Below are 21,338 nucleotides of genomic sequence, written 5' to 3'. Positions count from 1 at the left end.
ACTGAGTGGTTTACAGACACGTCCGGCCACTGTTTGATCGCCGGCGATTTTGGGAAGTGGAGTACTCTCATGGCCGTATCGGATCGCGTGGCCATCATCACGGGCGGCGCCAAGGGCATTGGCGCAGCCTGCGCACGGCGCTTTGTCGAGGAAGGCCTGCGTGTCGTGGTCGCCGACATAGATGATGATGCGGGCGAAGCGCTGGTCGAAACGCTCAACTCCGGCAAGGAACGCGCGCTCTATGTCAGCTGCGACGTGTCCGACAAGCTCGCCGTCGCCAACCTCATGGCCGAAACCCGCTCGGCCTTTGACCGCGTGGACATTCTGGTCAACAACGCCGCACGACTGGCCAAGGGCGATGTGCTTGACCTGTCCTTTGACGATTTCAACGCGGTGATGAACGTCAATCTGCGCGGCGCCTTCCTGGTGGCCAAGGCGGCCTCCAAACAGATGGTCGAACAGATCGAGGAAGAACAGGCGCGCGCCGAGGATTGCCGCAAGCGCTACGCCATCATCAATATGAGCTCGGTCAATGCGGTGGTCTCCCTGCCCGACCAGCTCGCCTATACGATGAGCAAGGGCGCGCTCAATCAGATGACCAAGTCCATGGCCCTGGCGCTGGCGCCCTGGGGCGTGCGGGTGAACGCCATCGGGCCGGGCTCGATCAATACCGACATTCTCAAGGCGGTGGCCGATGATCGCGAAGCCATGCAGCGCATCCTGTCACGGACCCCGTTGAACCGGCTGGGCGATCCGGACGAGATTGCAGGCGTCGCCTGGTTCCTCGCCAACAAGGACGCCAGCTATATCACCGGCGAATGCATCTACGCCGATGGTGGCCGTCTGGCCCTCAATTACACGATGAAGCCCGAAGACTACGAGGACTAGGCGTTTGACGGGGCGCGGACAAAGCGCGCCCAGACCAGGGCCGCGAGCGGGCTGAACAGGCCGATCCAACCCGCCACATCCCACAGGCCATTGCCGACGAGCGAGATGATCAGGCCAAACAGGCTCAGGCCCAGGATCAGGAGCGGCCAGGCGAAGACGCGCCAGAGCCGGGTCATGCCGGAACCTCATCGTCACGCCGCCGCGCGCCCTTCAGATAGCCCTTGCGCACGCCCCACAGATACAAACCGCTGACCAGCACCACGATGGTCAGAAGGTCCAGAAGCGCCCAGAGGATCTTCAGCGGCAGACCGGCGTAATCACCGAAATGCAAGGGCTGGGACAGCGCCAGCGCCTTGGTGTACCAGGGCATCTCGCGCAAGCCGGCCACCTCGCCCGTCACCGCATCCACCAGCACCGGCGCAATCAGATGCTCGGTCAGCGGCGTGTCGCCATGCAGGAAGATGGCGTAATGAAAATCGGTCGAGAAGGTCCCGCCCGGAAACGCCACGAACTGCAAGGTCATGTTCGGCGCAGCCTCGATCGCAGCCCTCACCGCCTGATCAAGCGAGGCCATCTCCTCGGGCGTCGGGACGTCTCGATCCGGATAGTCGGCGATCAGATCCGCCAGCGCCGCGTCGCGCCAATACCCGTAGATCACGTCATCAAGCGTATTGATCACGCCGGTGCCGCCCACCACCATCACCCAGCCCAGCGTCACCACGCCCAGAAGGTTGTGATAATCGAGCCATTTGGTGCGGGCCGACCGCTCCAGGCGCAACAGGCCGAAGCGGTGCTTGCGCATGAACGGCCAGTACAGCACCACGCCGGATATGATGGCGAGGAGGAAGCTGACCCCCATCGCGCCCAGAAAGAGCTTGCCGGGCAGCCCCAGGAACATGTCGGTGTGAAGCTGGACCAGGAAATCCATGATCCCGCCCGCATCGGCCGGGGCGGCGACAATGGAGCCGTCGGTCTGATCGAACCGCTCAAACCACATCGCCCCGCCTGGCGCATCCGGCGTCGGCCCGGTGGTGACGTTCACCACGGGACGGTCGATGTCAAAGCTCATGAAGAGCGGAACCTCGCCGGGGCGATTGTCCAGGGAGCGGTCGAGGATCTGATCGAGATCCAGCATCGGACCGTCCGGATTGCCTGGCGTGAATTCGGACGGGTTCAGCGCCGCCTCGAACTCGTCATGGAAGATGATCGGCAATCCGGTCACGCACAGCATGAGCAGGAACAGCGTGCACACCAGGGACGTCCAAGTGTGAATGCCGCTCCAGAGCCGGATCGCCGATTGGGTCATCTTGCCTCGCCTAGAAGTCGGTGCTCACCGACACGCGCACGGTGCGCGGCTCGCCCTGCACCAGATAGTTCGCGCCCGGGAAGCCGCCGGTCGAGGCCCAGTAATCATCATCGAGCAGGTTTTCCACCCGCGCGCGCAGGGCGGTGGGCCGACCCTGGGCTTCGAAGCTGTACCGCACGCCCGCATCAAACCGCGCCCAGGCCGGGATTTCGAGCGTGTTATCGGCGCTGGGGTATTGCTCGCCGGTATAGATGACGCGCCCCTCCAGAACGAGGCCGGGCAGGAAGCGCGCATCCCATTCGGCATTGAAGCTGGCCTGGAGTTCCGGCACGCCCACAACCGCATTGCCTTCATTCAGCCCGCCCTGGGTCCGGACCTGCTCGGCGTCCAGCCAGGTCGCGCCGCCGATCAGGCGCAAGCCCTCGACCGGCTCGCCGAACACGGTCAGTTCTGCGCCGCGCGTGCGCTGCTCGCCGCCATCGGTGAAGCGGTCGCCCACCACGATGGCGCTCGGCTGGGTCAGTTCGAACAGGTTTGCGGTGACGCCAAAAGCGCCCGCATCATACTTCACACCCGCTTCCATCTGCTCGCCGCGGAACGGGGCCAGCACTTCACCGGCGTTCACGATCGGCGTGCCGCCCGAACTGGCCGGCGCGGTCTGCCCCGGCTGCAGGCTCTCGGCATAGTTGGCGTACAGCGACACCGCGTCCGAGGCGCGATAAACCAGACCGAAGGCCGGGGTGATCGCATCGTCTTCATACCGGCTCAGCTCGGCGCCGGTATTGTAGTCAAAGCTCGCCGCATCAATGGCCTGCCAGCGCAGCCCCACGGTGGCGAGCACTCGGCCCTCCAGAAGGCTCATCGTGTCGGCCAGGGCGAAACTGGTGTTGGTGACTTCCTCGGTCTTGCCGGGATTGTCGAGATCGCCGCCGACAAAGAAGTCCGCCGCCGGTTGAGGCGCGGCGAAGGGGTCGTTCAGATCACCCGCAAAGCCGGCAAAGCTCGAAAAGGCGTAGGCATTGTCAGATTCGCTGTGGATGCCGGAAACGGACGCCACCAGGCGGTGGCCGATCTCGCCCGTCCACACATCTGCACGCAGGCCAGCGTCGGCGCTGATCACCTGGTCCGCCCGCGCATTGTCGAAACGATAGGCGGACGTTACGCCCGATGCGCCGGCGCTGGGATTGGCCAGCACATTGGCTTCTTCGCCATCACGGGCGCCCACGGCCAGCCAGCCGGTGACGACATCGCTGAAATCCATTTCCGCCCGCACCACGCCAAAGAGCTGCTGCTCATCGGTAAAGGTCCAGGGCTGGGCGTAGTTCACATCCGCTTCGGGCACGGCCGGAATGGCGCCCAGCGGCGTCACCTGCGGGCGCGGGGCATCAATATGGTGGTCCTGCCAGCCCAGGTCCGCCGACAGGCGCAGGCGGTCGGTTTCATAGCTGAGCCCCAGGGTGAAGAGGTTCAGGCTGCGGTCCTGGTCCTCGATCGCGGTTTCGCCCTCGCGCAGCGCTCCGTTAAAGCGCACGCCCAGCTCGTCCTGCGCGCCAAAGCGGCGGCTCAGATCCAGCGCGGCATAGCCATGTGAGCGGCCTTCAAAACCCAGGGTGACGCGCGTGAGATCGTCTTCACCGGCGCGCTTGGGCACGAGATTGAACGCGCCGCCCACGCCCGAACCGCCCGGGGCCGCGCCGTTGAGGAAGGCATTGGCGCCGGAGAACACTTCGACGCGCTCGACCAGCTCAGCCGCCACATACTGGCGCGGCAGGATGCCGTAGACGCCATTGAGCGTCATGTCGTCGGAATAGACCGGGAAACCGCGCACCACATAGAGTTCCTGGAAGTTCCCGAACCCCTTGGCCAGACGCACTTGCGGGTTGTTGGCGAGCACGTCGCCAATGCCGCGCGCCTGCTGGTTCTCGATCAGCTCGGCGGTGTAGGCGGTCGTGGTGAAGGGGGAGTCCAGGAAATCCACATTGCCCAGCAGACCATTGCGCGCGCCGCGCGCGACCTGGCCGCCTTCAAAGACCTGGTTGAGTTCAACCTGGGAGCCGGTGACGATGATCACATCTTCGGTCGTCTCAGCATCCTGAGCATAAGCGGGAACCGCCAGGGCCAGCGCGCAAAGCGCTGCGCCGCCCAGCAAACGATCAATCTTGGTCATGGGGAGAGCCTTCCAGCCGGCCACATTGTTAGTGCGAGTGATTATCAATCAAAATAAGAGGCGTCAATTTCGACGCGCTGCTCGCATCCAGCCAAAAAGAAAGCCCGGCTCGTCGAGCCGGGCTTTCCTGCATGCAACAAGGCTCACAGCCTATTCGTCGTCGCCCTTGGGCTTGCCGAACAGCTCATCAAGCGTGGTCGGCGCGTTGGCGGCGTCCATGTCCTGCTCATCAGCCGGCTTGAGGGTGTCTTCCTCGATCATCACCTGGCCATCTTCCTCCATCTGCTTGCGACGGGCGGAGGCTTTGGAGACCTGGGCGTCCAGATCAATCTGGGTGCACAGGCCCAGGGTCACCGGGTCGGTCGGCTTGATGTTGGGCGAATTCCAGTGCGTACGATCGCGGACGGCCTCGATCGTGGTCTTGGTGGTGCCGATCAGCTTGGAGATTTGCGCATCGGTCAACTCGGGGTGGTTGCGCACCAGCCAGGCGATGGCGTCCGGACGGTTCTGGCGGCGCGACAACGGCGTGTAGCGCGGGCCTTTCTTGCGTTCCTGAAGCTCGGCGTATTTCGGTTTGGAGGCGGTCATCCGGTAAGAGGAGTCCGCTTCCGCCTTGTCCAGTTCGGCGCGGTCAAGCTGACCGGACGCGACCGGGTCGGAACCGCGCACGCCCGCGGCCACATCACCATCGGCGATGCCCTTGATCTCAAGATGGTGCAGGCCGGTGAAATCGGCGATTTGTTCAAAGCTCAGCGCGGTGTTGTCCACCAGCCAGACCGCCGTCGCCTTGGGCATGAGAATCTCGGCCATGTCAGTCCTCGTACACGAAACAAAAGAAAACCCGGCGCGGACCGCCGGGTTGTTGCCGTCGACCGCCCCTCAGCTCGTACTCACGATGAAGAGGGAGAGTGTGACCGCCCTTATAGCGCGCTTGTCACGCGCTGGAAACACCCCTGTCACGCTAGGGAATCAGCAGCAGCTTGCCCGAATGCCCGCCCTCATCCATGCGCGCATGCGCCTTGGAGACGTCATCCAGCGCAAAGGTCTGATCCACGAGCGGACGCACCTGACCCGATTTGATCCAAGGCCAGACATGGGTGTGGACTGCGCGCGCGATCTCGGCCTTCTCTTCATCCGAGCGCGACCGCAAGGTCGAGCCCGTCAGGGTCTGACGTTTGAGCATCAGGCCCATCAGATCCACCTCGACCCGGCTGCCCTTGAGGAAGGCGATCATCACCAGGCGACCGAACCGGTTCAGGCAATTGAGATTGTGCTGAACATAATCGCCGCCGACCATGTCCAGGATGACATCGGCGCCGCCCTCGGCCTTGATCGCGCTCGACCAGTCTTCGGCGTGATAGTCAAAAGCGCGATCCGCCCCGAGATCGAGACAGGCTTGCGCCCGGTCCGGGCCGCCGGCCGTGGCGATCACATAGGCCCCTTGCGCCTTGGCCATCTGGATCGCGGTCGAGCCGATACCGCTCAGCCCGCCATGCACAAGCAGGCGTTCGTGCGGCTTGAGCGCGCCGGCGTCGAATACATTCGTCCAGACCGTGAACACGGTTTCAGGCAGGCCCGCCGCCTCCACCAGCTCCACACCGTCAGGCGCAGGCAGGACGCTGCCCGCCTTGGCCCGCGCCACATCGGCATAGCCGCCGCCAGACACAAGCGCGACAACCGGATCGCCCGGCTTGAACGTCGTGACCGCATCGCCCACCGCACGCACCATGCCGGAGACCTCAAGCCCCAGCCCTTCGGGCGCACCCTCAGGCGCCGGGTAGAAACCCATGCGCTCGAACACGTCGGGGCGGTTGATCCCGCTCGCCGCCACATCAATCAGGACTTCATCCCTGGCCGGCGGGGCCAGCTCGATCTCCTTGACGACCAGTTTTTCAGGACCGCCCGGTTCCGGCGCCGTGACGATGCGTGATGAAATCGGATTCATGAGCGGGACTCCTGAGGGTTAATGCACTAGTATCCGCTGTCCTGTCCGCGACCAAGGAGAGCGACGCCATGTTTCACGATGAACCGCTGACCTCCCGTAATGAAGCGCTGGTTCCCGGCGAGGACCTCAGCGAGCTGGGTGTCGAACAGCTCAATGAGCGGCTTGAAGTCTTACGTCAGGAAATGGGACGGACCGAGACGGCGATCAAGCAAAAGAAGGCCGGCCTGTCAGCTGCGGAAGCCTTTTTCAAGACGCCGGGCGGAGAGTGACGGGCATCTGGCCCCAGCCTTGCTTAAGAGTTCGTACACACTCTTGAGATGATGCGTAACGAGACAGAACGGATACTGCCATGACCCCGGTCACGCCTCACGCCGCCAGCACCGCCGCTCGGGTTTCCGATTTCGCGGACTCCGAAATGTTCCGCCGCCTGTTCCGGGACGGCATGGATCTGGTGGAGGAAACAGCGGCCTATCTGGATGGTCCCGGCCGGGACGACGCCAAGCGACTGGGCCGGTCCGGCGCGCTCGCCTATGCCTCGGAATCCATGGGCCTCACCACCCAGCTCATGCAATGCGCCTCCTGGCTTCTGACCCAGCGCGCTGTCGCGGAAGGGGATATGAACCCCAATGAAGCGGCCGAAGAGCGGTATCGTCTCTCGCCCAACAAGTTTGACCCACCGACCTGGCCCGCAGGCGATGACCCCTGCCCGCCGCGTCTCGGGGATCTGGCGCTGCGCGCGCGTGAGCTTCACGAGCGCCTGATGCGGCTGGACGACTCCCTGTTCGAGGCGGACGTCAAACCGGTCGAGAACCCGGTCGCCAACCAGCTCTCGCAACTCACCGCCGCATTCAGCGACGAATAAGCGCCTCGACATCTCAAAACAAAAAGGCCGCCCGTTTGGGCGGCCTTTTTCGTGTGCCAGAGGCTGAACCCCCTCGAACGGGACGTCAAAGCGGGCGAGAAAAACGCCCGCAGCCGAGGGGAGACTGCGGGCGTTCCTCGAAAGACTTCAACGGAGCCAAGCTCTGCCCGATCGAGGGGGGATTGGGCCTTAGACGCCGAAGCCTTTGAATTTGTCTTTAAACTTGGACACGCGGCCAGCACGATCCAGCAGGGTCTGGTTGCCACCAGTCCAGGCCGGGTGCGAGGACGGATCAATGTCCAGTTGCAGCACTGCGCCTTCTTTACCATAGGTTGAACGGGTCTTAAAGCGCGATCCGTTCGGGAGCACCACTTCGATGAAGTGATAGTCGGGGTGAGTGTCCTGTTTCATCGTGCCGCTCCGGCCCTCTTTACGCTCGCGGGCGGCCGTTGAAGCCGCCCGCAAGTGGAAATCTGCATGAATTGAGGCGCGGTGTATACACCCCGTTTTGCCCTGTATCAAGCGCCCTGAGTCAGATAGCGAAAATACAAGGACTTACTCAAAGATTAAGCCGCGCCGACCTGCAGTTATGGTCAACAAAATCCTAACGCGAGGTCAGCTTGAGCTCGATCCGCCGGTTGCGCGCATAGGCTTCCTGGGTTCGCCCTTCCGCAATGGGGTAATGCTGGCCAAAGCCCGCCGCCAGCAAGCGGCGCGGCGGCACGCCCCGGCTTTCAAAATAGGAAATCACCGACAATGAACGCGCCGTCGACAGCTCCCAGTTGGACTCAAACGGCGCATTGGGTCCGAGCGGCACCCGGTCCGTATGGCCGTCCACACGCAAAACCCAGTCAAGGTCGTCAGGGATCTCGTCGGTCAGCTGGATGATCGCATACGCGATCGGCGCCAGCGATTGCCGGCCCTCGGCGCTGAGCTCCGCGGAGCCTGATGCAAAGAGGACGTCGGTTTCAAAGACGAACCGATCGCCCACGACGCGAACGCCGGAGCGGTCACCCAGCACCTCGATCAGGCGCCCGAAGAATTCGGAGCGATAACGCGCCAGACGCGCCACTTCACTGGCCAAAGCCGCATTGAGCCGCCGGCCCAGATTGACCACTTCGGCCTCCAGCTCCGCCTCACGCGCTTCAGACGCATTCAAGGCCTCGTTCAGGCGCGCCAGCTCCTCGCGCAGAGCGGCCATCTGGTTGTTCAGCAGCGCCACGGTCGCCTGCGCTTCCTCGTTGAGCGCTTCTTCCTCGGCCAGACTCGAGCGCGCCGCGGCCAGGCCCTCCTGCAGGCCGGCGATCTGGCTCGACAGACCGGCATTGGTTTCCTCAAGCGCGGCGTTTTCTTGGGTCAGCGTGCTGACCCGCAGGCTCAGGCGCTCGTTTTCGCTCTGGGCGAGGTTCAGCTCTTCGGCGAGGGTGGAGAGCCGGCTATTGAGCTCGGCCAGTTGCTCATCGCGTCCCGTCAGGGCCTGGGACAGGGCGAACTGGCCCGCCGTGAACACCGCCAGCAGAAAGACGATGACCAGCAACAAGGTCGCCAGCGCGTCGACGAAACCGGGCCAGTAATCGCCCGAGTCGGCCTGTCCGGACTGAAGGTGCCGGGGTAGCGCCATGGTCTACTCGTTCCGATCCGAACCACGATCCCGGTTCAGGCGCGCCTGCGCCTCAAGCGCACGCACCAGAACCTTGATCTCATCGCGTAGAAGGCGCGCGCTTTCCCGCTGGCTTTCCGCCGCATCATCAGCAAAGCGCGTCATGATGGTCTCAAGCTGCCGCGTATGGCGCTCCAGCGTATGGGTCAGCCGGTCCAGCGCATCCGCGCTCTGCTCCAGCAGGGCGCCCACATAAGCGCCGGAACCGCCGCCCTCGTCCGCGCTGGCGCCTTGCGGGCCGGCATTGGCGAGACGCGAGATCGAGGACAGCCATTCCTCGACCTCATTATAGAAACGGTTCTGCGCCCGGCTGGCCTGCAGCTCCAGAAAGCCGATGATCAGGGAGCCGGCCAGACCGAACAGCGAGGATGCGAAGGCGGTGCCCATGCCCGCGATCGGCTCCTCGATCGCGCTCATCAGCGCCATGGCGTCGGTCTCGCCAGCGCCCGAAGACGTCGCCGAGACGGCCCGCACCGCATCGCCCACATCTGAGACGACCAGCAAAAGGCCATAAAAGGTGCCCAGAAGCCCCAGGAAAATCAGTAGCCGGCCGAAATAGCGGGTAAAGGCGCCGCTTTCGGCCATGCGCGCAGCAACTGAATCCAGAACCACGCGCGCCGACGCCGCCGACAGGCGGGACCGGCCATCCGCCGCATCGGTGATCAGCGCCGCCATCGGCGCGATCATGGCGGGCGGGCTGGGCAGCTGGTCCGGGTGATCCGCCTCGTTCAGACGCACCAGCCATCGCGCACTGGGGCCAATCGCAAGCGCCTGCTGGAAAGTGTACAGGATGCCGATCAGCAAAACGCCCAGGATCAACCCGTTGATGGCGGGGTTCGCCTCGAACGCCAGGATCAGGGGTTCGTGCAGCAGCGCGGCCAGGATCACCACCGCCGACAGGAACACGATCATCCAGAGAATGTAACTTCCAGGCCCCGTGAACCGGGCCTTGCGGCGCGAAGCTTTCGGATCAGCCATTCAGCGCAGCTCCCTCATCTGGCGCATCAGCACTCTTGCAGGCTTGGCCTACGCCGACATCAAACGCAAGGGTCTTGGCGGGAATGAGGCAGGGATGCGCGTTTCCCAAGGCTCACCCTGTTTTTCATTGACGCCGGAAATCGTCCGGTTTTGCTTGCCTGAAACCTTAAGCGGTATTAACCCTATTCATCACCATGTTGCAGCGCAGCACCGGACTCGCCATGCCTTTGAGACTGAAGCGATGGATATACCGGATCAATCAGCACGAAATCGTGCTGGAGTGCGGCTACACATTATGGGGCTGGGCGCAGGCGCGCCTCATCGTGGATGGTGAGACAAGGGCTCAGGGACGCGGCCTGAGATTCTGGCCGATCCGTCTTGCAACCCAGATCGAGACAGCACAACCCCCCATGCCTTTGCAGGCGGTCATCACGCCTGGCCTTGCAAGCGTCCACAATGAACTCTGGGCGTTTGGCGTGCCAGCCACAGCGCCTGTACGGGCCAGCAAGGGCTGGCTGCACGCGCCGCGCGGGGACTGGCCGGAGACGACTGTGTCCCGCACGCGCGCGCAATCAGAACGCGCCTAGCCGGCCGCCTTGGCCAGCTTTTCGCGCAATTCCTTGATGACGAATTCATTGCCGGCGGCGATATGGCCGGTCTCCAGCACATCCGTGCCCGGGTCGATGGCGCCGGCATAGCCGCCCGCCTCACGCACCAGCACCAGGCCGGCGGCAATATCCCAGGGCTTGAGATTGCGTTCCCAGAAGCCGTCAAATCGGCCCGCCGCCGTCCAGGCGAGATCGAGCGAGGCGGCGCCGTAACGACGAACGCCAGCCGTCATCGGCATGATCTGGTGCAATTCCTTGAGGAACTGGGCGTGCCCCTTCTTGCCGAAGAACGGCATGCCGGTGGCGATCACGCAGTCATGCAGGTCGCGGCGCTCCGCAACACGCAGACGGCGATCATTCACGTAACAGCCCCGCCCCTTCTCGGCGTGGAACAGCTCATCGGTCGCGGGGTTGTAGACCACGCCGGCCACCAGCTCGCCCTCGCGCTCGAGCGCGACAGAGATGGCGAAATGCGGCTGGGCGTGCATGAAGTTCAGCGTGCCGTCCAGCGGATCGATGATCCAGCGATGGGAGCGATCAGTGCCTTCCACAACGCCGCGCTCTTCCATCAGGAAGCCATAGCCCGGACGGGCCTTGGACAGGATGTCAAAGAGGATTTCTTCAGACTTCATGTCGGCCTGGGTGACGAAATCGGCCGGGCCTTTCTTGGAGACCTGAAGGTGTTCGACTTCGCCAAAGTCACGCGCCAGACGGCGGCCCGCTTTGCGGACCGCATCGGTCATGACCTGCATCAATGCGGATACTTGTGCCAAGGTCTAGTCCGCCCGACGGACGTAAGAGCCGTCTTCCGTAGCCACGACAATACGCTCGCCCACGCCCACGAACGGCGGCACGGCGGTGCGGATGTTGCCGGTGACGATCGCCGGCTTGAACGAGTTCGCCGCAGTCTGGCCTTTGACGACCGGCTCGGTCTCGATCACTTCGAGCTCCACATGCTTGGGCAACTCGATGCCGATCGGCTTTTCTTCATAGAATTCGAGCACGACCATCATGCCGTCGGTCAGATAGGAGGCGCGATCCTCGCCCACGAAATCGACCGGCAGGTTCGTCTGCTCGTAGTTTTCCGTGTCCATGAAGACCAGCATTTCACCCTCGGGATAGAGGAACTGGTGGTCTTTCTGCTCAAGGCGCACTTTCTCGACCTTGTCCGCAGAGCGGAAACGTTCATTGAGCTTGCGACCGTCGAGCAGGTTCTTCAGTTCGACCTGGGCGAACGCGCCGCCCTTGCCCGGTTTCACGTGATCCGCCTTCACCGCCACCCACAGGGTGTCCTGGTGCTTGATCACGTTACCGGGCTTGATTTCATTGCCGTTGATTTTCATCGGAAGGTCCGTTCCTGGATCGGGCGCGCGGCACAAACCACCAGCGCCGCCCTTGAATTCAGCCGCGCTCGTTTAACAGGGCGAACCTTGACGGGCAAGCTGCACGTCAGACTCGCGCCGATGCACGCTCCTAGAACGGGCGCGATTCCACCGCCGCCTCGACCCGGACGCGTTCGAGCACCGGGGCGGGCAAGGCGTTCTCCAAAGAGGCCTCCAACCGGTCGCGATCAAAATCCTCCGGCGTGCGACCGCCACGCGGCGCGCCCGCTCGCAGAACCCAGTAATAGGCGCGCTTCAGATTCTGCGGCGCGCCGTCTCCTGTGGCCAGGGCATAGGCGAGCAGGAACTGGCTGTCCGGGTCATTGGCGTCCGCGCCCTGGCGCGCCCAGTCCACAGCCTCTGTGGGATTGGGCTCCCGATCGGCCACGCCCTGAAACAGCAAGAGCGCGTGCTGCCCCATGGCGGCGGGCAAGCCGTATTCAGCCGCCATGCGGATCAGGCGCGCGCCTTCGGCTTCATCCGCCTCACCGCCTTCGCCATCCATGTACATCAGGCCTGCGATCAGGGCGGAGCTGGGATCGCCCGCTTCACCCGCGCGCTCATACCAGCTTCGCGCCGAGCTCAGGTCATGCGGACCATGATCCCAGTCTGCAAGCGCATAGGCGTAATCTCCATACGCCTCAAAGCGTCCGCTTTCGGCCGCCAGCTGCAACCAGTTCAACGCCTCGCTGGCCGCGCCGGGATCTCCGCGCTCCATCAGATACAACCCATATTCATGCGCCGCGCGCGCATCTCCGGCCTCAGCCGCCTGGGCCAGGAACTCCCGCGATTGCCAGACTTCAAGTCCGCCGCGTCCTTCACTCGCCAGCCGCGACAGCACGATCAGGGCGTCCGGCTCACCCAGCTCCGCCGCCCGGCGGAACCAGCGCACCGCATCGCCATCATTGGCGTCGCCAGAAAGGCCATGAAGACGGATATGCCCCGCAAGGGTCGCCCCGCGAGCCTCGCCGCCCGCCGCCGCCCGTTGCGCGTGAATGAGCGCACCCTGGAAATCGCCCACCATGTACGCGGCCGAGGCGCTCGCCATGGCCGAATTGGTCAGGGACCGTCCCTCGACGGCATCCCCGCTGGCGTCGCGCGCAAAATCCTCCGCCAGACCTTCGGGCAGGGCCGGCAGTTCGGACCGGGGCGTTTGACCGCCTTCAACCTCTTCAGCCGTCGGCACGGTGGGCGCATCTTCCTGCCCCCAGGCGACACCGCCCAGGACGAGGATCAATCCAAGAGTTGAGACAAGCCGGCGCATGCGGCCTCCGGTCCTTCAGGATGCGACCAGACACCGCCGCACACCGCAATGTAATCAGCCCCGGCCGCGATCACCTCAGAGGCGTTTTCCAGGGTAATGCCCCCGATCGCGACACAGGGCAGCTCGAAAAGCTCGGTCCACCAGACCAGAATGTCCAGATCAGCGCGGGTCTTGGGCGATTTCGTGGCAGTGTCGAAAAAAGCGCCGAAAGCGACATAATCCGCGCCTTGTTCACCGGCCATCATCGCCAGATGCCGACTGTCATGACAGGTGACGCCGACTATGGCCTTGGGGCCCATCGCGGCCCGCGCCTGCTTGATCGAGCCGTCTTCCTGGCCGATATGCACGCCGTCACACCCCAGCTTCGCCGCCAGGGCCGGATCATCATTCATGATGACGGAAACGCCGCGCTGGTGCGCGATCTCGATCAGCCTGGGCGCCAGCGCTTCGACCTCGGAGGGATCATGCTCCTTGAGACGCAACTGAAGCGCCGAGACGCGTCCGGCATCCAGCGTAAGCGCCAGTTTGTCGGCGAAATCGGCATCAATCCGGGGCGGGGTGAGAAGATAAAGCTCGGCCATGGCCCTCTCCTAACCCGGCGCAAGCGGAAAAGGAACGGGGTCTGACGCTCCGCCTCATATAGTCGCAACGCACTGGTCGGGCCGGACAAGGCCCGCCAGATCCCAGATCCGCCCGCGCCCCTTCGCCCGCACAACCCCATAACGGACACCGCGGGCCTCGATCGTGCCGCCCCGACCATCTGAAATGGCCACATGCCCGGCCCCGTAATGGTGGGCGCGCCGCACCAGAATGGCGCCGGGGGTGTCGTGAGCGACCTCAAGCGCAAGCGCGTTGGCGGGGGTTTCGGCCCAGCCGATCCAGGCGCCCGAATAGGCATGACCGGCTGCGGTCAGGCCCAGCCTCACGCCAAAGGTCTGATAGACGCACCAGCTGACGAAATCGGCGCAATCCCACGGCCCGGCGTAATGCGGGTCGTCGAAATCGGCCACCGCGCCGAGCTGATAGGCTTCACCGACATGCCTGGATGCATGCTGGACAAGATCTTCACCGGTCATGAGGGCCCTCCTGCTGACTGAAACGTCAGTATCGGGGCGCCGGGACCGGTGGCGGATTAGGATCGAACGGGCTTGTGGACATACCCGGCGCGGATCGTAATGGGCCAGCGCACCCGGATCTCGCCCTCGCCCCACGCCTGTCGCGCCTGATCGAGATAGCCGTCGATCATCTTGTCCTCACCATCCGCGCGTGCGGCGCGCAGGGCCGACCAACTTTCGAGATAGGCGCGCATCTCATCAAACGTCCAGTCATGGACAATGGCGCCGCCCTTGGCCGGGATCTCATCAAACGGGAAATCAAACCGGGAATAGGCGGTTTCCACATCCTCACGCTCGGGTCGCCACCAGGCATCCAGGGCCTTGTAGAGCTGGCCGATCGGCTTCATCGCTTCGGTGTCCGCTTCGGCATTGTTGTAGGTGATCAGCGCCAAAACGGCGCCCGGCGCCGCGATCCGGCGCACCTCGGCGTAGAACCGGGGCCGATCAAACCAGTGCGCAGCCTGCGCCGCCGTGATCAGGTTCGCGCTGCCGCTGGCCACCGGCAGCGCTTCAGCCGGCGCCTTGGCGTAGCTGACCCGGGGGTGCGGGCGCGCATGCGCGAGCTGGCTGTCGCTCGGGTCAAAAGCGCGGACTTCCTTGAAGTACTCGGCCAGCAAGATGGACAATTGTCCCGTCCCGCAGCCCACATCCACCGCCAGCTTATGATTGCTCACCAGCCCCTCAAGGGTGAAGGCGAGCTTGGCGGGATAGACCGGGCGCCCGGCGGCGTAGCGCGCGCCGCCCTGATCAAACGGGTTGGAAGTCATCACGTTTCTCCGGTCAGCAGTCTGTCACCAAGCACCATACCGCGACCGGAGGAGAGGTCACGCCTGCGTCATCAGATGCGGAAATCGGCGGGCGATGGCCTCCAGCGCGGTCGCCCGTCTTTGCGCCCAGCTCCCTGACAGACGCACATAGTCCACCCCGCTGCGCTCCAACGCGTCCTGGGACAGGGCGAAGAACCGCGCGCGATCAGCCGGATCGGAATAGACCCGCGTGCCATCATCCACAAAAGGCTGGTCGATATCGGTCAGAAGATACAAGTCGCCCTCCGGGTCCGGTGACGGGTCAAAAACGGAGGCGCCGAGCATCATCTGCGACCAGACCTCGGTCAGCAGCCCGTCTGTGTCGGAAATCACGAACCCTTTCGCCGTACGGCGGGCGGCTTCGATCGCGGCTGTCTGCCCAGCTGCGATATTGCGCAGATCCTGTGCGCTGCAATCGGTTCCGTACAGCTCGCACCAGGTGCGACCGAATTCGGGCGCATAAGCCCCGCCCAAAGCCTGCGCCAATTCCTGCCCCAATACGGACTTGCCCGTACTCTCAGGGCCATGCAGGACAATCGTCCGGGTGAACCAGGGCCGGGCCGACGGCGCGATCATCGACCAGTGCGCCATCGGGGCCTGACGGATCTGCGTGCCGCTGACCGGACGACATGCGCGCTCCAGGTCCGCAGGCCAGAACTCGGCGCCCAGCTCCTGCGCCAGTCTCAGGCCGTAATCTTCCGACGCGAACACACGATGGATCGGTTCGGGATGAACGCTGCGCACCAGTTCGCGCCAGATATCCCAGAAGTCCGGGCTCTCTGACGGCTCCTGAGGGACATCCCGGTCGTAGTGCAGCACACGCGCATTGGGATAGAGCGCGCTCATCCAGTCATGACGCAGCTTGCCCGGTATGGGCTCGCGGTCGAGCGAACAGACCAGAATGGTCAGCTGGTCACACAATCCGGCGGCGAAATCGCACAGATACATGTGCCCGGCATGGGGCGGCATGAACTTGCCCAGAACAAAGCCATGGACGGGGGCCGTCATTGCGCCGGCGCCGCCTCTGTTGCAGTGGCGGAGTCGCGTCGCCACTGCCAGAACCCCCAGACACACATCAACAGGAAGAGCGCATACAGGCCGCTGGTGAGCAGGAGGCCCTTATAGGCGTAGACCCCGATGGCAACGACATCGACGCCGATCCAGACCAGCCAGTTTTCCAGATATTTGCGCGCCAGCATGAACTGAGCGACCAGGCTGAAGCTGGTGGTCAAAGCATCCCAATAGGGCAGGTCCGCATTGGTGAAGCGGTCCATGGCCAGTCCGAGCGCCAGTGCGCCGATCGCGCCGGTGGCCAGCCAGGGCCAGAGCCTTCGCGCGCCCAGCCAGACGACCGGCGCCTGGCTGTCCGCTTCGGCCTTGTCCCGGTGGGCGACCCAGAACCACCAGCCATACGCCTGCAAGGCGCAGAAAATGAGCTGCAGGCCGAAATCGGAATACAGGCGGACTTCAAAGAAGATCAGCGCATAAAGGCTGGTCATGGCGATACCGACCGGCCAGGCCCACAGACTCTGCCGGATCAGAAAAAACAGGCAGAGCACGCCGAGCCCGGCGGCGATCGGTTCAAGCCATGTCATGGGCGAGGTCTAGCCTTCGCTTTCCAGACCTTCATTCCATTCGCCCAGAGCGGCGAGACCGTTCATGCGAGCGCGGTGGTTGAAGGCTTTCTGGCCCGCCTCGACATTCGAGCCGTTCCACGCTTTCAGCGGCGCCGCCTGCAGCGCGCGGCCATAGGAGAAGGTCAGCGGCCAGGGCAGGTCAAAGCCTTCATTCATGAGGTTGAGATGCGCCGTGGCGTCTTCGTCAGACTGGCCGCCCGACAGGAAGGCGATGCCCGGAACCGCCGCCGGAACGGTGTTCAGAAGGCACTGGACCGTCATCTCGGCCACTTCCTCACGGCTGGCCTGATCGGCGCACTTCTTGCCCGGCACGATCATGTTGGGCTTGAGCACGGTGCCTTCCAGGATCACGCCCTGGTCAAACAGCTCCGCGTACAGACGCTTGAGCGTGAACTCGGTGACTTCATAGCAGCGCTCGATGGAGTGATCGCCGTCCATCAGGACTTCCGGCTCCACGATCGGGACGATGTTGGCTTCCTGGCACAGCGCGGCGTAGCGAGCCAGCGCATGCACGTTCACGTCCACGGCGTACTGGGAGGGGATCTCCTCGCCCTTCACGTCGATGACGGCGCGCCATTTGGCGAAGCGCGCGCCCAGCTCGTAATACTCGGCCAGACGCTCACGCAGGCCATCAAGGCCTTCGGTGATGGTCTCGCCTTCCGCGCCCGCCAGGGCTTTCGCGCCGGCATCCACCTTGATGCCCGGCACGGCGCCGGCGTCTTCGATCAACTTGACCAGCGGCGTGCCGTCGGCCGCCTTCTGGCGCAGGGTCTCGTCAAACAGGATGACGCCGGAGACGTGATCCGTCATCGCCGGCGTGGTGCGGAACAGCATCTCGCGCCAGTTGCGACGGTTCTCTTCGGTGTTTTCAAGCCCGATGCCGTCAAAGCGCTTGCCAATGGTGCGCGTGGATTCGTCGGCCGCCAGAATGCCTTTGCCCGGCGCCGTCATGCGGATCGCGATGTCGTTGAGCTGATCAATATCCATGATCGTCGGTCCCCCGTCAGATGAAGTGCGGCGATCGTCGCCGGATTGAGTGTGTTTCGCCCCGTGCGGGCGAACGGTCAAGTTTTAGTCCCGCAGGGCGTTCACACCCGGCAGGACCTTGCCTTCGAGCCATTCCAGGAAGGCGCCGCCCGCCGTGGAGACAAAGGTGAAGTCTTCCGACACGCCCGCCTGGTTCAGCGCAGCGACCGTATCGCCGCCGCCGGCGACGGCGGTCAGACCATGTTCCTTGCAGCGGGAGGCGGCGTAACGGGCCGCTTCCACCGTTGCAGTGTCAAAGGGCGGCGTCTCGAACGCGCCCAGCGGGCCGTTCCACACCAGCGTGCGCGATGCGGCGATGGCGTCCGCCAGCTGGTCCACGGTCTCGGGGCCGCAATCGAGGATCATTTCGGTGTCGGCCACATCGTCCACCTCGGCCACGCGACGGTCGGTATGGGCCTTGAACTCTTTGGCCACGACCGCGTCGGTCGGCAGCAGGATCTGGCATTGCGCCGCACCCGCCGCGTCTTCAATGGCCTTGGCCGTGTCGATGAGATCGCGCTCATACAGGCTGCCGCCCACATCATGGCCGCGTGCGGCCAGGAAGGTGTTCGCCATGGCGCCGCCTACGAACAGACGGTCCACCTTGCTCACGAGATTCTTCAGAAGCGCGATCTTGGTGGATACCTTGGCCCCGCCCACGACCGCCAGAACCGGTCGGTTCGGGTTTTCGAGCGCGGCGGTCACATGGTCGATCTCGCGCTGTAGCGCCAGTCCGGCATAGGAGGGCAGGAGCCGCGCCACGCCTTCGGTGGAGGCGTGCGCCCGGTGCGCCGCCGAGAATGCGTCGTTGACATAAACATCCGCAAGCTCGGCCAGCTGGGCGGCGAACTCGGGATCATTCTTCTCTTCGCCTTCGTGAAACCGCGTGTTCTCCAGCAGAAGCACGTCGCCCGCCTTCATCAGCGACACGGCGCCCTTGGGATCCGAACCAACGCAATCGGACACGAACTTCACCGGATGTCCGATCAGTTCAGACAGCGGCGTCGCCACCGGCGCCAGGCTCATCTCGGGATTGCGCTGGCCCTTGGGACGGCCGAAATGCGCCATCAGGATCACTTTCGCCCCCGCCTCGCGCAAATGCTCGATGGTGGGCAGGGCCGACCGCAGGCGGGTGTCATCGCTGACGCTCCCGTTCTGCATGGGCACGTTGAAGTCCACGCGGACAAGCACGCGCTTGCCCGCAATGTCAGCGTCTTCGATACGACGGATCATGATCGGCGTCCCTTGAAGGTCAGTCGGCTTAGAGGTAGCGGCCCATTTCCTTGGCGGTGTCGATCATCCGGCAGGCGAAACCCCACTCGTTGTCGTACCAGGTCATGACGCGGACCAGGCGCTCATCAATCACGGCGATCTTGTCGAGCGCCACCACGGAAGAGCGGCTGTCATGGTTGTAGTCGATCGAGACCAGCGGCGCGGTGTCATAGCCCAGAACACCCTTCATCGGGCCATCCGCCGCCGCCTTGATGGCCGCCGACAGCTCGTCCACGGTCGTCGCCTTGCCCGGCGTGAAGACGAGGTCGATCACCGACACGTTCGGGGTCGGCACGCGCACGGCGGAGCCGTCGAGCTTGCCCGCCAGCTCGGGCAGCACCAGACCGACCGCCTTGGCCGCGCCGGTGGAGGTCGGGATCATGGACATCGCCGCCGCGCGGGCCCGGTGCAGATCCTTGTGGTTCCGATCGAGCGTGGGCTGGTCGCCGGTATAGGCGTGGATGGTGGTCATGTGACCGCGCTCGATGCCGACCGCATCGTTGAGCACCTTGGCCACCGGCGCGAGACCGTTGGTGGTGCACGAGGCGTTGGACACCACAAGGTCTTCAGCGGTCAGCTGGTCATGGTTCACGCCATACACGATGGTCTTGTCGGCGTTCTTGGCCGGGGCCGAGCACAGCACGCGCTTGGCGCCCGCCTCGATATGGGCCATGGCGGCGTCCTTGGAGTTGAACTTGCCGGTGCACTCCATGACCAGATCAATGCCCATCTCCGCCCAGGGCAGTTTGGCCGGGTCGCGCTCATTGACCTTGGTGATCTTGCCGAAGCCCAGATCCATCCAGTCTTCGCCCGTGGTCAGCTCGCCCCGATAGCGGCCATGCACGCTGTCGAATGCAAACAGGTGGGCGATGGCTTCGGCGGTGCCGGAATTGTTGATCGCCACCACTTCGATATCGCTCGTCTGTTGATGCTCGACGAGAGCACGCAGTGCCAGACGGCCGATCCGGCCAAACCCGTTGATCGCCACACGCAGCGCCATGATCCGCTCCTTTGATCTTGCTGGGCCGGACGCGCGCTCGCGCAACGGCCTTGAGACATGGCGCGCGGTTTAGACGCTTCCCGCCCGTCCGTCCATATCCGGGGCGCCGGGACCGCGTCCCGGCCTTGCATCCCAACGCATGAACTGCAAGAAACCTGTTCAAAATTCTGACAGGGTCAGGACAGTCTTTTGGGGAATGAGATGAAAGTACTCGTGCTCGGCGGCGACGGTTTCTGCGGCTGGCCGTCTGCGCTCCACCTCTCAGCGCGCGGCCATGATGTTGTAATCGTGGACAATCTGTCTCGTCGCAAGATCGATATCGAACTGGAAGTGGACTCCCTGACGCCGATCCGCCCGATGGGCGAGCGTCTGGCGGCCTGGAATGAGGTCTCCGGCAAGGAGATTCGCTTCAAGGATCTGACCATCGGCAAGGACTATCAGGAGCTCGTCGACCTGATCCTTGAAGAAAAACCCGATGCGATCATCCACTTCGCCGAACAGCGCGCTGCGCCGTACTCGATGAAGTCCGCCCGTCACAAGCGCTATACGGTCGACAACAACCTGAACGCCACCAATGACGTTCTGGCCGCCATCGTCGAGACCGGTCTGGATATTCACCTCGTGCACCTGGGCACCATGGGCGTCTATGGCTATGGCACCGCGGGCATGAAGATCCCCGAGGGCTATCTGAAGGTGAAGGTGGAGACCCAGGAAGGCCTGAAGGATCAGGAGATCCTCTATCCGGCCAATCCGGGCTCGATCTACCACATGACCAAGACCCAGGATCAGTTGTTCTTCCACTTCTACAACAAGAACGACAAGGTTAAGATCACCGACCTTCACCAGGGCATTGTCTGGGGCACCCAGACCGAGGAAACCAAGAAGGACGAGCGCCTGATCAATCGGTTCGACTATGACGGTGACTATGGCACCGTGCTGAACCGCTTCCTGATGCAGGCCGCCATCGATTTCCCGATGACCGTGCACGGCACGGGCGGTCAGACCCGCGCCTTCATCCACATCCAGGACACGGTGCGCTGCATCCAGCTCGCGGTCGAGAACCCGCCCGAGCATGGCGAACGCACCCGGATCATGAACCAGATGACCGAAACCCACCGGGTGCGCGAGCTGGCCGAAATGATCGCCGGCATGACCAAGACCGAGGTCGCCTATTTGCCGAACCCGCGCAATGAAGCCGACGAGAACGAGCTTCATGTGGAGAACGACACCTTCCTGTCCATGGGCCTCAAACCCATCACCCTGGCCGAGGGCCTGATGGAAGAAGTCACCGAAATCGCCAAGAAATATTCCGGTCGTTGCGACCGCTCAAAGGTGAAGTCGGTCTCCTACTGGAACAAGGACCGCGAAGCGGCTCAGAACGCCACCCGCTAGGGCGTTCGCACATCCAAGATCAAAGGCCGG

The 21,338-nt window shown here is 63.8% G+C and carries 24 protein-coding genes; 5 read left to right on the top strand and 19 right to left on the bottom strand.

Annotated features, from left to right (window positions below):
* The first annotated feature begins 69 nt into the window (after nucleotides 1–69).
* Nucleotides 70–888: an SDR family NAD(P)-dependent oxidoreductase gene (locus RBA95_RS02940; protein ID WP_306015311.1), complete on the top strand. Its 819-nt coding sequence runs from the start codon at nucleotides 70–72 to the stop codon at nucleotides 886–888.
* Here RBA95_RS02940 and RBA95_RS02935 read toward each other — a convergent pair.
* From RBA95_RS02935 to RBA95_RS02915, 5 genes are all read right to left on the bottom strand, one after another.
* Nucleotides 885–1,064, bottom strand: coding sequence for a hypothetical protein (locus RBA95_RS02935; protein ID WP_306015310.1), 180 nt, complete (start codon nucleotides 1,062–1,064; stop codon nucleotides 885–887). The genes RBA95_RS02940 and RBA95_RS02935 overlap by 4 nt on opposite strands.
* Nucleotides 1,061–2,194, bottom strand: a complete 1,134-nt coding sequence (locus tag RBA95_RS02930; RefSeq protein WP_306015309.1) for a PepSY domain-containing protein — start codon at nucleotides 2,192–2,194, stop codon at nucleotides 1,061–1,063. The genes RBA95_RS02935 and RBA95_RS02930 overlap by 4 nt, the downstream gene beginning before the upstream one ends.
* Nucleotides 2,195–2,204: 10 nt before the next feature.
* On the bottom strand, nucleotides 2,205–4,361 hold the full coding sequence (locus RBA95_RS02925) for a TonB-dependent siderophore receptor (protein WP_306015308.1): 2,157 nt from the start codon (nucleotides 4,359–4,361) through the stop codon (nucleotides 2,205–2,207).
* Nucleotides 4,362–4,511: 150 nt separating this feature from the next.
* Complete coding sequence (locus RBA95_RS02920) at nucleotides 4,512–5,171, bottom strand: DUF1013 domain-containing protein (RefSeq protein WP_306015307.1); 660 nt, start codon at nucleotides 5,169–5,171, stop codon at nucleotides 4,512–4,514.
* Between the two features lie 151 nt (nucleotides 5,172–5,322).
* Complete coding sequence (locus tag RBA95_RS02915; protein ID WP_306015306.1) at nucleotides 5,323–6,306, bottom strand: NAD(P)H-quinone oxidoreductase; 984 nt, start codon at nucleotides 6,304–6,306, stop codon at nucleotides 5,323–5,325.
* Nucleotides 6,307–6,374: 68 nt separating this feature from the next.
* Here RBA95_RS02915 and RBA95_RS02910 point away from each other — a divergent pair, with 68 nt between their 5' ends.
* Together RBA95_RS02910 and RBA95_RS02905 are read left to right on the top strand one after the other, a co-directional pair.
* Complete coding sequence (locus RBA95_RS02910; RefSeq protein ID WP_306015305.1) at nucleotides 6,375–6,575, top strand: DUF1192 domain-containing protein; 201 nt, start codon at nucleotides 6,375–6,377, stop codon at nucleotides 6,573–6,575.
* An 80-nt stretch (nucleotides 6,576–6,655) separates the two neighbouring features.
* Complete coding sequence (locus RBA95_RS02905; RefSeq protein ID WP_306015304.1) at nucleotides 6,656–7,168, top strand: DUF1465 family protein; 513 nt, start codon at nucleotides 6,656–6,658, stop codon at nucleotides 7,166–7,168.
* 189 nt (nucleotides 7,169–7,357) lie between these two features.
* Here RBA95_RS02905 and rpmE read toward each other — a convergent pair whose 3' ends face one another.
* From rpmE to RBA95_RS02890, 3 genes are all read right to left on the bottom strand, one after another.
* On the bottom strand, nucleotides 7,358–7,579 hold the full coding sequence (gene rpmE / locus RBA95_RS02900) for a 50S ribosomal protein L31 (RefSeq protein ID WP_306015303.1): 222 nt from the start codon (nucleotides 7,577–7,579) through the stop codon (nucleotides 7,358–7,360).
* 193 nt (nucleotides 7,580–7,772) lie between these two features.
* The gene (locus RBA95_RS02895) at nucleotides 7,773–8,789 is read right to left on the bottom strand and encodes a peptidoglycan -binding protein (protein WP_306015302.1); all 1,017 of its coding nucleotides are present in this window, start codon (nucleotides 8,787–8,789) and stop codon (nucleotides 7,773–7,775) included.
* A 3-nt stretch (nucleotides 8,790–8,792) separates the two neighbouring features.
* On the bottom strand, nucleotides 8,793–9,806 hold the full coding sequence (locus tag RBA95_RS02890; protein WP_306015301.1) for a hypothetical protein: 1,014 nt from the start codon (nucleotides 9,804–9,806) through the stop codon (nucleotides 8,793–8,795).
* Nucleotides 9,807–10,027: 221 nt separating this feature from the next.
* Here RBA95_RS02890 and RBA95_RS02885 point away from each other — a divergent pair, with 221 nt between their 5' ends.
* Nucleotides 10,028–10,393, top strand: coding sequence for a hypothetical protein (locus RBA95_RS02885; protein ID WP_306015300.1), 366 nt, complete (start codon nucleotides 10,028–10,030; stop codon nucleotides 10,391–10,393).
* Here RBA95_RS02885 and RBA95_RS02880 read toward each other — a convergent pair.
* From RBA95_RS02880 to gap, 11 genes are all read right to left on the bottom strand, one after another.
* Complete coding sequence (locus tag RBA95_RS02880) at nucleotides 10,390–11,166, bottom strand: inositol monophosphatase family protein (protein ID WP_371933579.1); 777 nt, start codon at nucleotides 11,164–11,166, stop codon at nucleotides 10,390–10,392. The genes RBA95_RS02885 and RBA95_RS02880 overlap by 4 nt on opposite strands.
* Nucleotides 11,167–11,190: 24 nt before the next feature.
* Nucleotides 11,191–11,757 (bottom strand): elongation factor P, encoded by a 567-nt coding sequence (gene efp / locus RBA95_RS02875; protein WP_306015298.1) that lies wholly within the window; start codon nucleotides 11,755–11,757, stop codon nucleotides 11,191–11,193.
* Between the two features lie 130 nt (nucleotides 11,758–11,887).
* The gene (locus RBA95_RS02870; RefSeq protein WP_306015297.1) at nucleotides 11,888–13,060 is read right to left on the bottom strand and encodes a tetratricopeptide repeat protein; all 1,173 of its coding nucleotides are present in this window, start codon (nucleotides 13,058–13,060) and stop codon (nucleotides 11,888–11,890) included.
* Nucleotides 13,030–13,641 carry a thiamine phosphate synthase gene (gene thiE, locus RBA95_RS02865; protein WP_306015296.1) on the bottom strand — a complete coding sequence of 204 codons (612 nt, stop codon included), beginning with the start codon at nucleotides 13,639–13,641 and terminating at the stop codon, nucleotides 13,030–13,032. The genes RBA95_RS02870 and thiE overlap by 31 nt, the downstream gene beginning before the upstream one ends.
* A gap of 54 nt (nucleotides 13,642–13,695) precedes the next feature.
* The gene (locus RBA95_RS02860) at nucleotides 13,696–14,136 is read right to left on the bottom strand and encodes a CHAP domain-containing protein (protein ID WP_306015295.1); all 441 of its coding nucleotides are present in this window, start codon (nucleotides 14,134–14,136) and stop codon (nucleotides 13,696–13,698) included.
* Nucleotides 14,137–14,192: 56 nt separating this feature from the next.
* Complete coding sequence (locus RBA95_RS02855; protein WP_306015294.1) at nucleotides 14,193–14,942, bottom strand: class I SAM-dependent methyltransferase; 750 nt, start codon at nucleotides 14,940–14,942, stop codon at nucleotides 14,193–14,195.
* Nucleotides 14,943–14,999: 57 nt separating this feature from the next.
* The gene (locus RBA95_RS02850; RefSeq protein ID WP_306015293.1) at nucleotides 15,000–15,989 is read right to left on the bottom strand and encodes an AAA family ATPase; all 990 of its coding nucleotides are present in this window, start codon (nucleotides 15,987–15,989) and stop codon (nucleotides 15,000–15,002) included.
* On the bottom strand, nucleotides 15,986–16,576 hold the full coding sequence (gene pnuC / locus RBA95_RS02845) for a nicotinamide riboside transporter PnuC (protein WP_306015292.1): 591 nt from the start codon (nucleotides 16,574–16,576) through the stop codon (nucleotides 15,986–15,988). Before pnuC ends, RBA95_RS02850 begins: the two co-directional genes overlap by 4 nt.
* A 9-nt stretch (nucleotides 16,577–16,585) precedes the next feature.
* Nucleotides 16,586–17,605: a class I fructose-bisphosphate aldolase gene (locus RBA95_RS02840; RefSeq protein WP_306015291.1), complete on the bottom strand. Its 1,020-nt coding sequence runs from the start codon at nucleotides 17,603–17,605 to the stop codon at nucleotides 16,586–16,588.
* An 84-nt stretch (nucleotides 17,606–17,689) separates the two neighbouring features.
* Nucleotides 17,690–18,877 (bottom strand): phosphoglycerate kinase, encoded by a 1,188-nt coding sequence (gene pgk, locus RBA95_RS02835; protein ID WP_306015290.1) that lies wholly within the window; start codon nucleotides 18,875–18,877, stop codon nucleotides 17,690–17,692.
* Nucleotides 18,878–18,905: 28 nt separating this feature from the next.
* Nucleotides 18,906–19,916 carry a type I glyceraldehyde-3-phosphate dehydrogenase gene (gene gap, locus RBA95_RS02830; RefSeq protein ID WP_306015289.1) on the bottom strand — a complete coding sequence of 337 codons (1,011 nt, stop codon included), beginning with the start codon at nucleotides 19,914–19,916 and terminating at the stop codon, nucleotides 18,906–18,908.
* A gap of 201 nt (nucleotides 19,917–20,117) precedes the next feature.
* On the opposite strand from gap, the gene RBA95_RS02825 reads away from it, so the two are divergent.
* On the top strand, nucleotides 20,118–21,308 hold the full coding sequence (locus RBA95_RS02825; RefSeq protein WP_306015288.1) for an NAD-dependent epimerase/dehydratase family protein: 1,191 nt from the start codon (nucleotides 20,118–20,120) through the stop codon (nucleotides 21,306–21,308).
* Nucleotides 21,309–21,338: the final 30 nt, after the last annotated feature.

The sequence above is a fragment of the Oceanicaulis sp. MMSF_3324 genome, assembly GCF_030733545.1.
GTDB lineage: Bacteria > Pseudomonadota > Alphaproteobacteria > Caulobacterales > Maricaulaceae > Oceanicaulis.
This window is presented reverse-complemented; position numbering and strand designations above follow the sequence as displayed.

Excerpts from the sequence above, each read along its gene's own strand:
- RBA95_RS02940 (WP_306015311.1), top strand. The coding sequence starts at position 70 with ATGGCCGTATCGGATCGCGTGGCCATCATCACGGGCGGCGCCAAGGGC.
- RBA95_RS02935 (WP_306015310.1), bottom strand. The coding sequence starts at position 1,064 with ATGACCCGGCTCTGGCGCGTCTTCGCCTGGCCGCTCCTGATCCTGGGC.
- RBA95_RS02930 (WP_306015309.1), bottom strand. The coding sequence starts at position 2,194 with ATGACCCAATCGGCGATCCGGCTCTGGAGCGGCATTCACACTTGGACG.
- RBA95_RS02925 (WP_306015308.1), bottom strand. The coding sequence starts at position 4,361 with ATGACCAAGATTGATCGTTTGCTGGGCGGCGCAGCGCTTTGCGCGCTG.
- RBA95_RS02920 (WP_306015307.1), bottom strand. The coding sequence starts at position 5,171 with ATGGCCGAGATTCTCATGCCCAAGGCGACGGCGGTCTGGCTGGTGGAC.
- RBA95_RS02915 (WP_306015306.1), bottom strand. The coding sequence starts at position 6,306 with ATGAATCCGATTTCATCACGCATCGTCACGGCGCCGGAACCGGGCGGT.
- RBA95_RS02910 (WP_306015305.1), top strand. The coding sequence starts at position 6,375 with ATGTTTCACGATGAACCGCTGACCTCCCGTAATGAAGCGCTGGTTCCC.
- RBA95_RS02905 (WP_306015304.1), top strand. The coding sequence starts at position 6,656 with ATGACCCCGGTCACGCCTCACGCCGCCAGCACCGCCGCTCGGGTTTCC.
- rpmE (WP_306015303.1), bottom strand. The coding sequence starts at position 7,579 with ATGAAACAGGACACTCACCCCGACTATCACTTCATCGAAGTGGTGCTC.
- RBA95_RS02895 (WP_306015302.1), bottom strand. The coding sequence starts at position 8,789 with ATGGCGCTACCCCGGCACCTTCAGTCCGGACAGGCCGACTCGGGCGAT.
- RBA95_RS02890 (WP_306015301.1), bottom strand. The coding sequence starts at position 9,806 with ATGGCTGATCCGAAAGCTTCGCGCCGCAAGGCCCGGTTCACGGGGCCT.
- RBA95_RS02885 (WP_306015300.1), top strand. The coding sequence starts at position 10,028 with ATGCCTTTGAGACTGAAGCGATGGATATACCGGATCAATCAGCACGAA.
- RBA95_RS02880 (WP_371933579.1), bottom strand. The coding sequence starts at position 11,166 with ATGCAGGTCATGACCGATGCGGTCCGCAAAGCGGGCCGCCGTCTGGCG.
- efp (WP_306015298.1), bottom strand. The coding sequence starts at position 11,757 with ATGAAAATCAACGGCAATGAAATCAAGCCCGGTAACGTGATCAAGCAC.
- RBA95_RS02870 (WP_306015297.1), bottom strand. The coding sequence starts at position 13,060 with ATGCGCCGGCTTGTCTCAACTCTTGGATTGATCCTCGTCCTGGGCGGT.
- thiE (WP_306015296.1), bottom strand. The coding sequence starts at position 13,641 with ATGGCCGAGCTTTATCTTCTCACCCCGCCCCGGATTGATGCCGATTTC.
- RBA95_RS02860 (WP_306015295.1), bottom strand. The coding sequence starts at position 14,136 with ATGACCGGTGAAGATCTTGTCCAGCATGCATCCAGGCATGTCGGTGAA.
- RBA95_RS02855 (WP_306015294.1), bottom strand. The coding sequence starts at position 14,942 with ATGACTTCCAACCCGTTTGATCAGGGCGGCGCGCGCTACGCCGCCGGG.
- RBA95_RS02850 (WP_306015293.1), bottom strand. The coding sequence starts at position 15,989 with ATGACGGCCCCCGTCCATGGCTTTGTTCTGGGCAAGTTCATGCCGCCC.
- pnuC (WP_306015292.1), bottom strand. The coding sequence starts at position 16,576 with ATGACATGGCTTGAACCGATCGCCGCCGGGCTCGGCGTGCTCTGCCTG.
- RBA95_RS02840 (WP_306015291.1), bottom strand. The coding sequence starts at position 17,605 with ATGGATATTGATCAGCTCAACGACATCGCGATCCGCATGACGGCGCCG.
- pgk (WP_306015290.1), bottom strand. The coding sequence starts at position 18,877 with ATGATCCGTCGTATCGAAGACGCTGACATTGCGGGCAAGCGCGTGCTT.
- gap (WP_306015289.1), bottom strand. The coding sequence starts at position 19,916 with ATGGCGCTGCGTGTGGCGATCAACGGGTTTGGCCGGATCGGCCGTCTG.
- RBA95_RS02825 (WP_306015288.1), top strand. The coding sequence starts at position 20,118 with ATGAAAGTACTCGTGCTCGGCGGCGACGGTTTCTGCGGCTGGCCGTCT.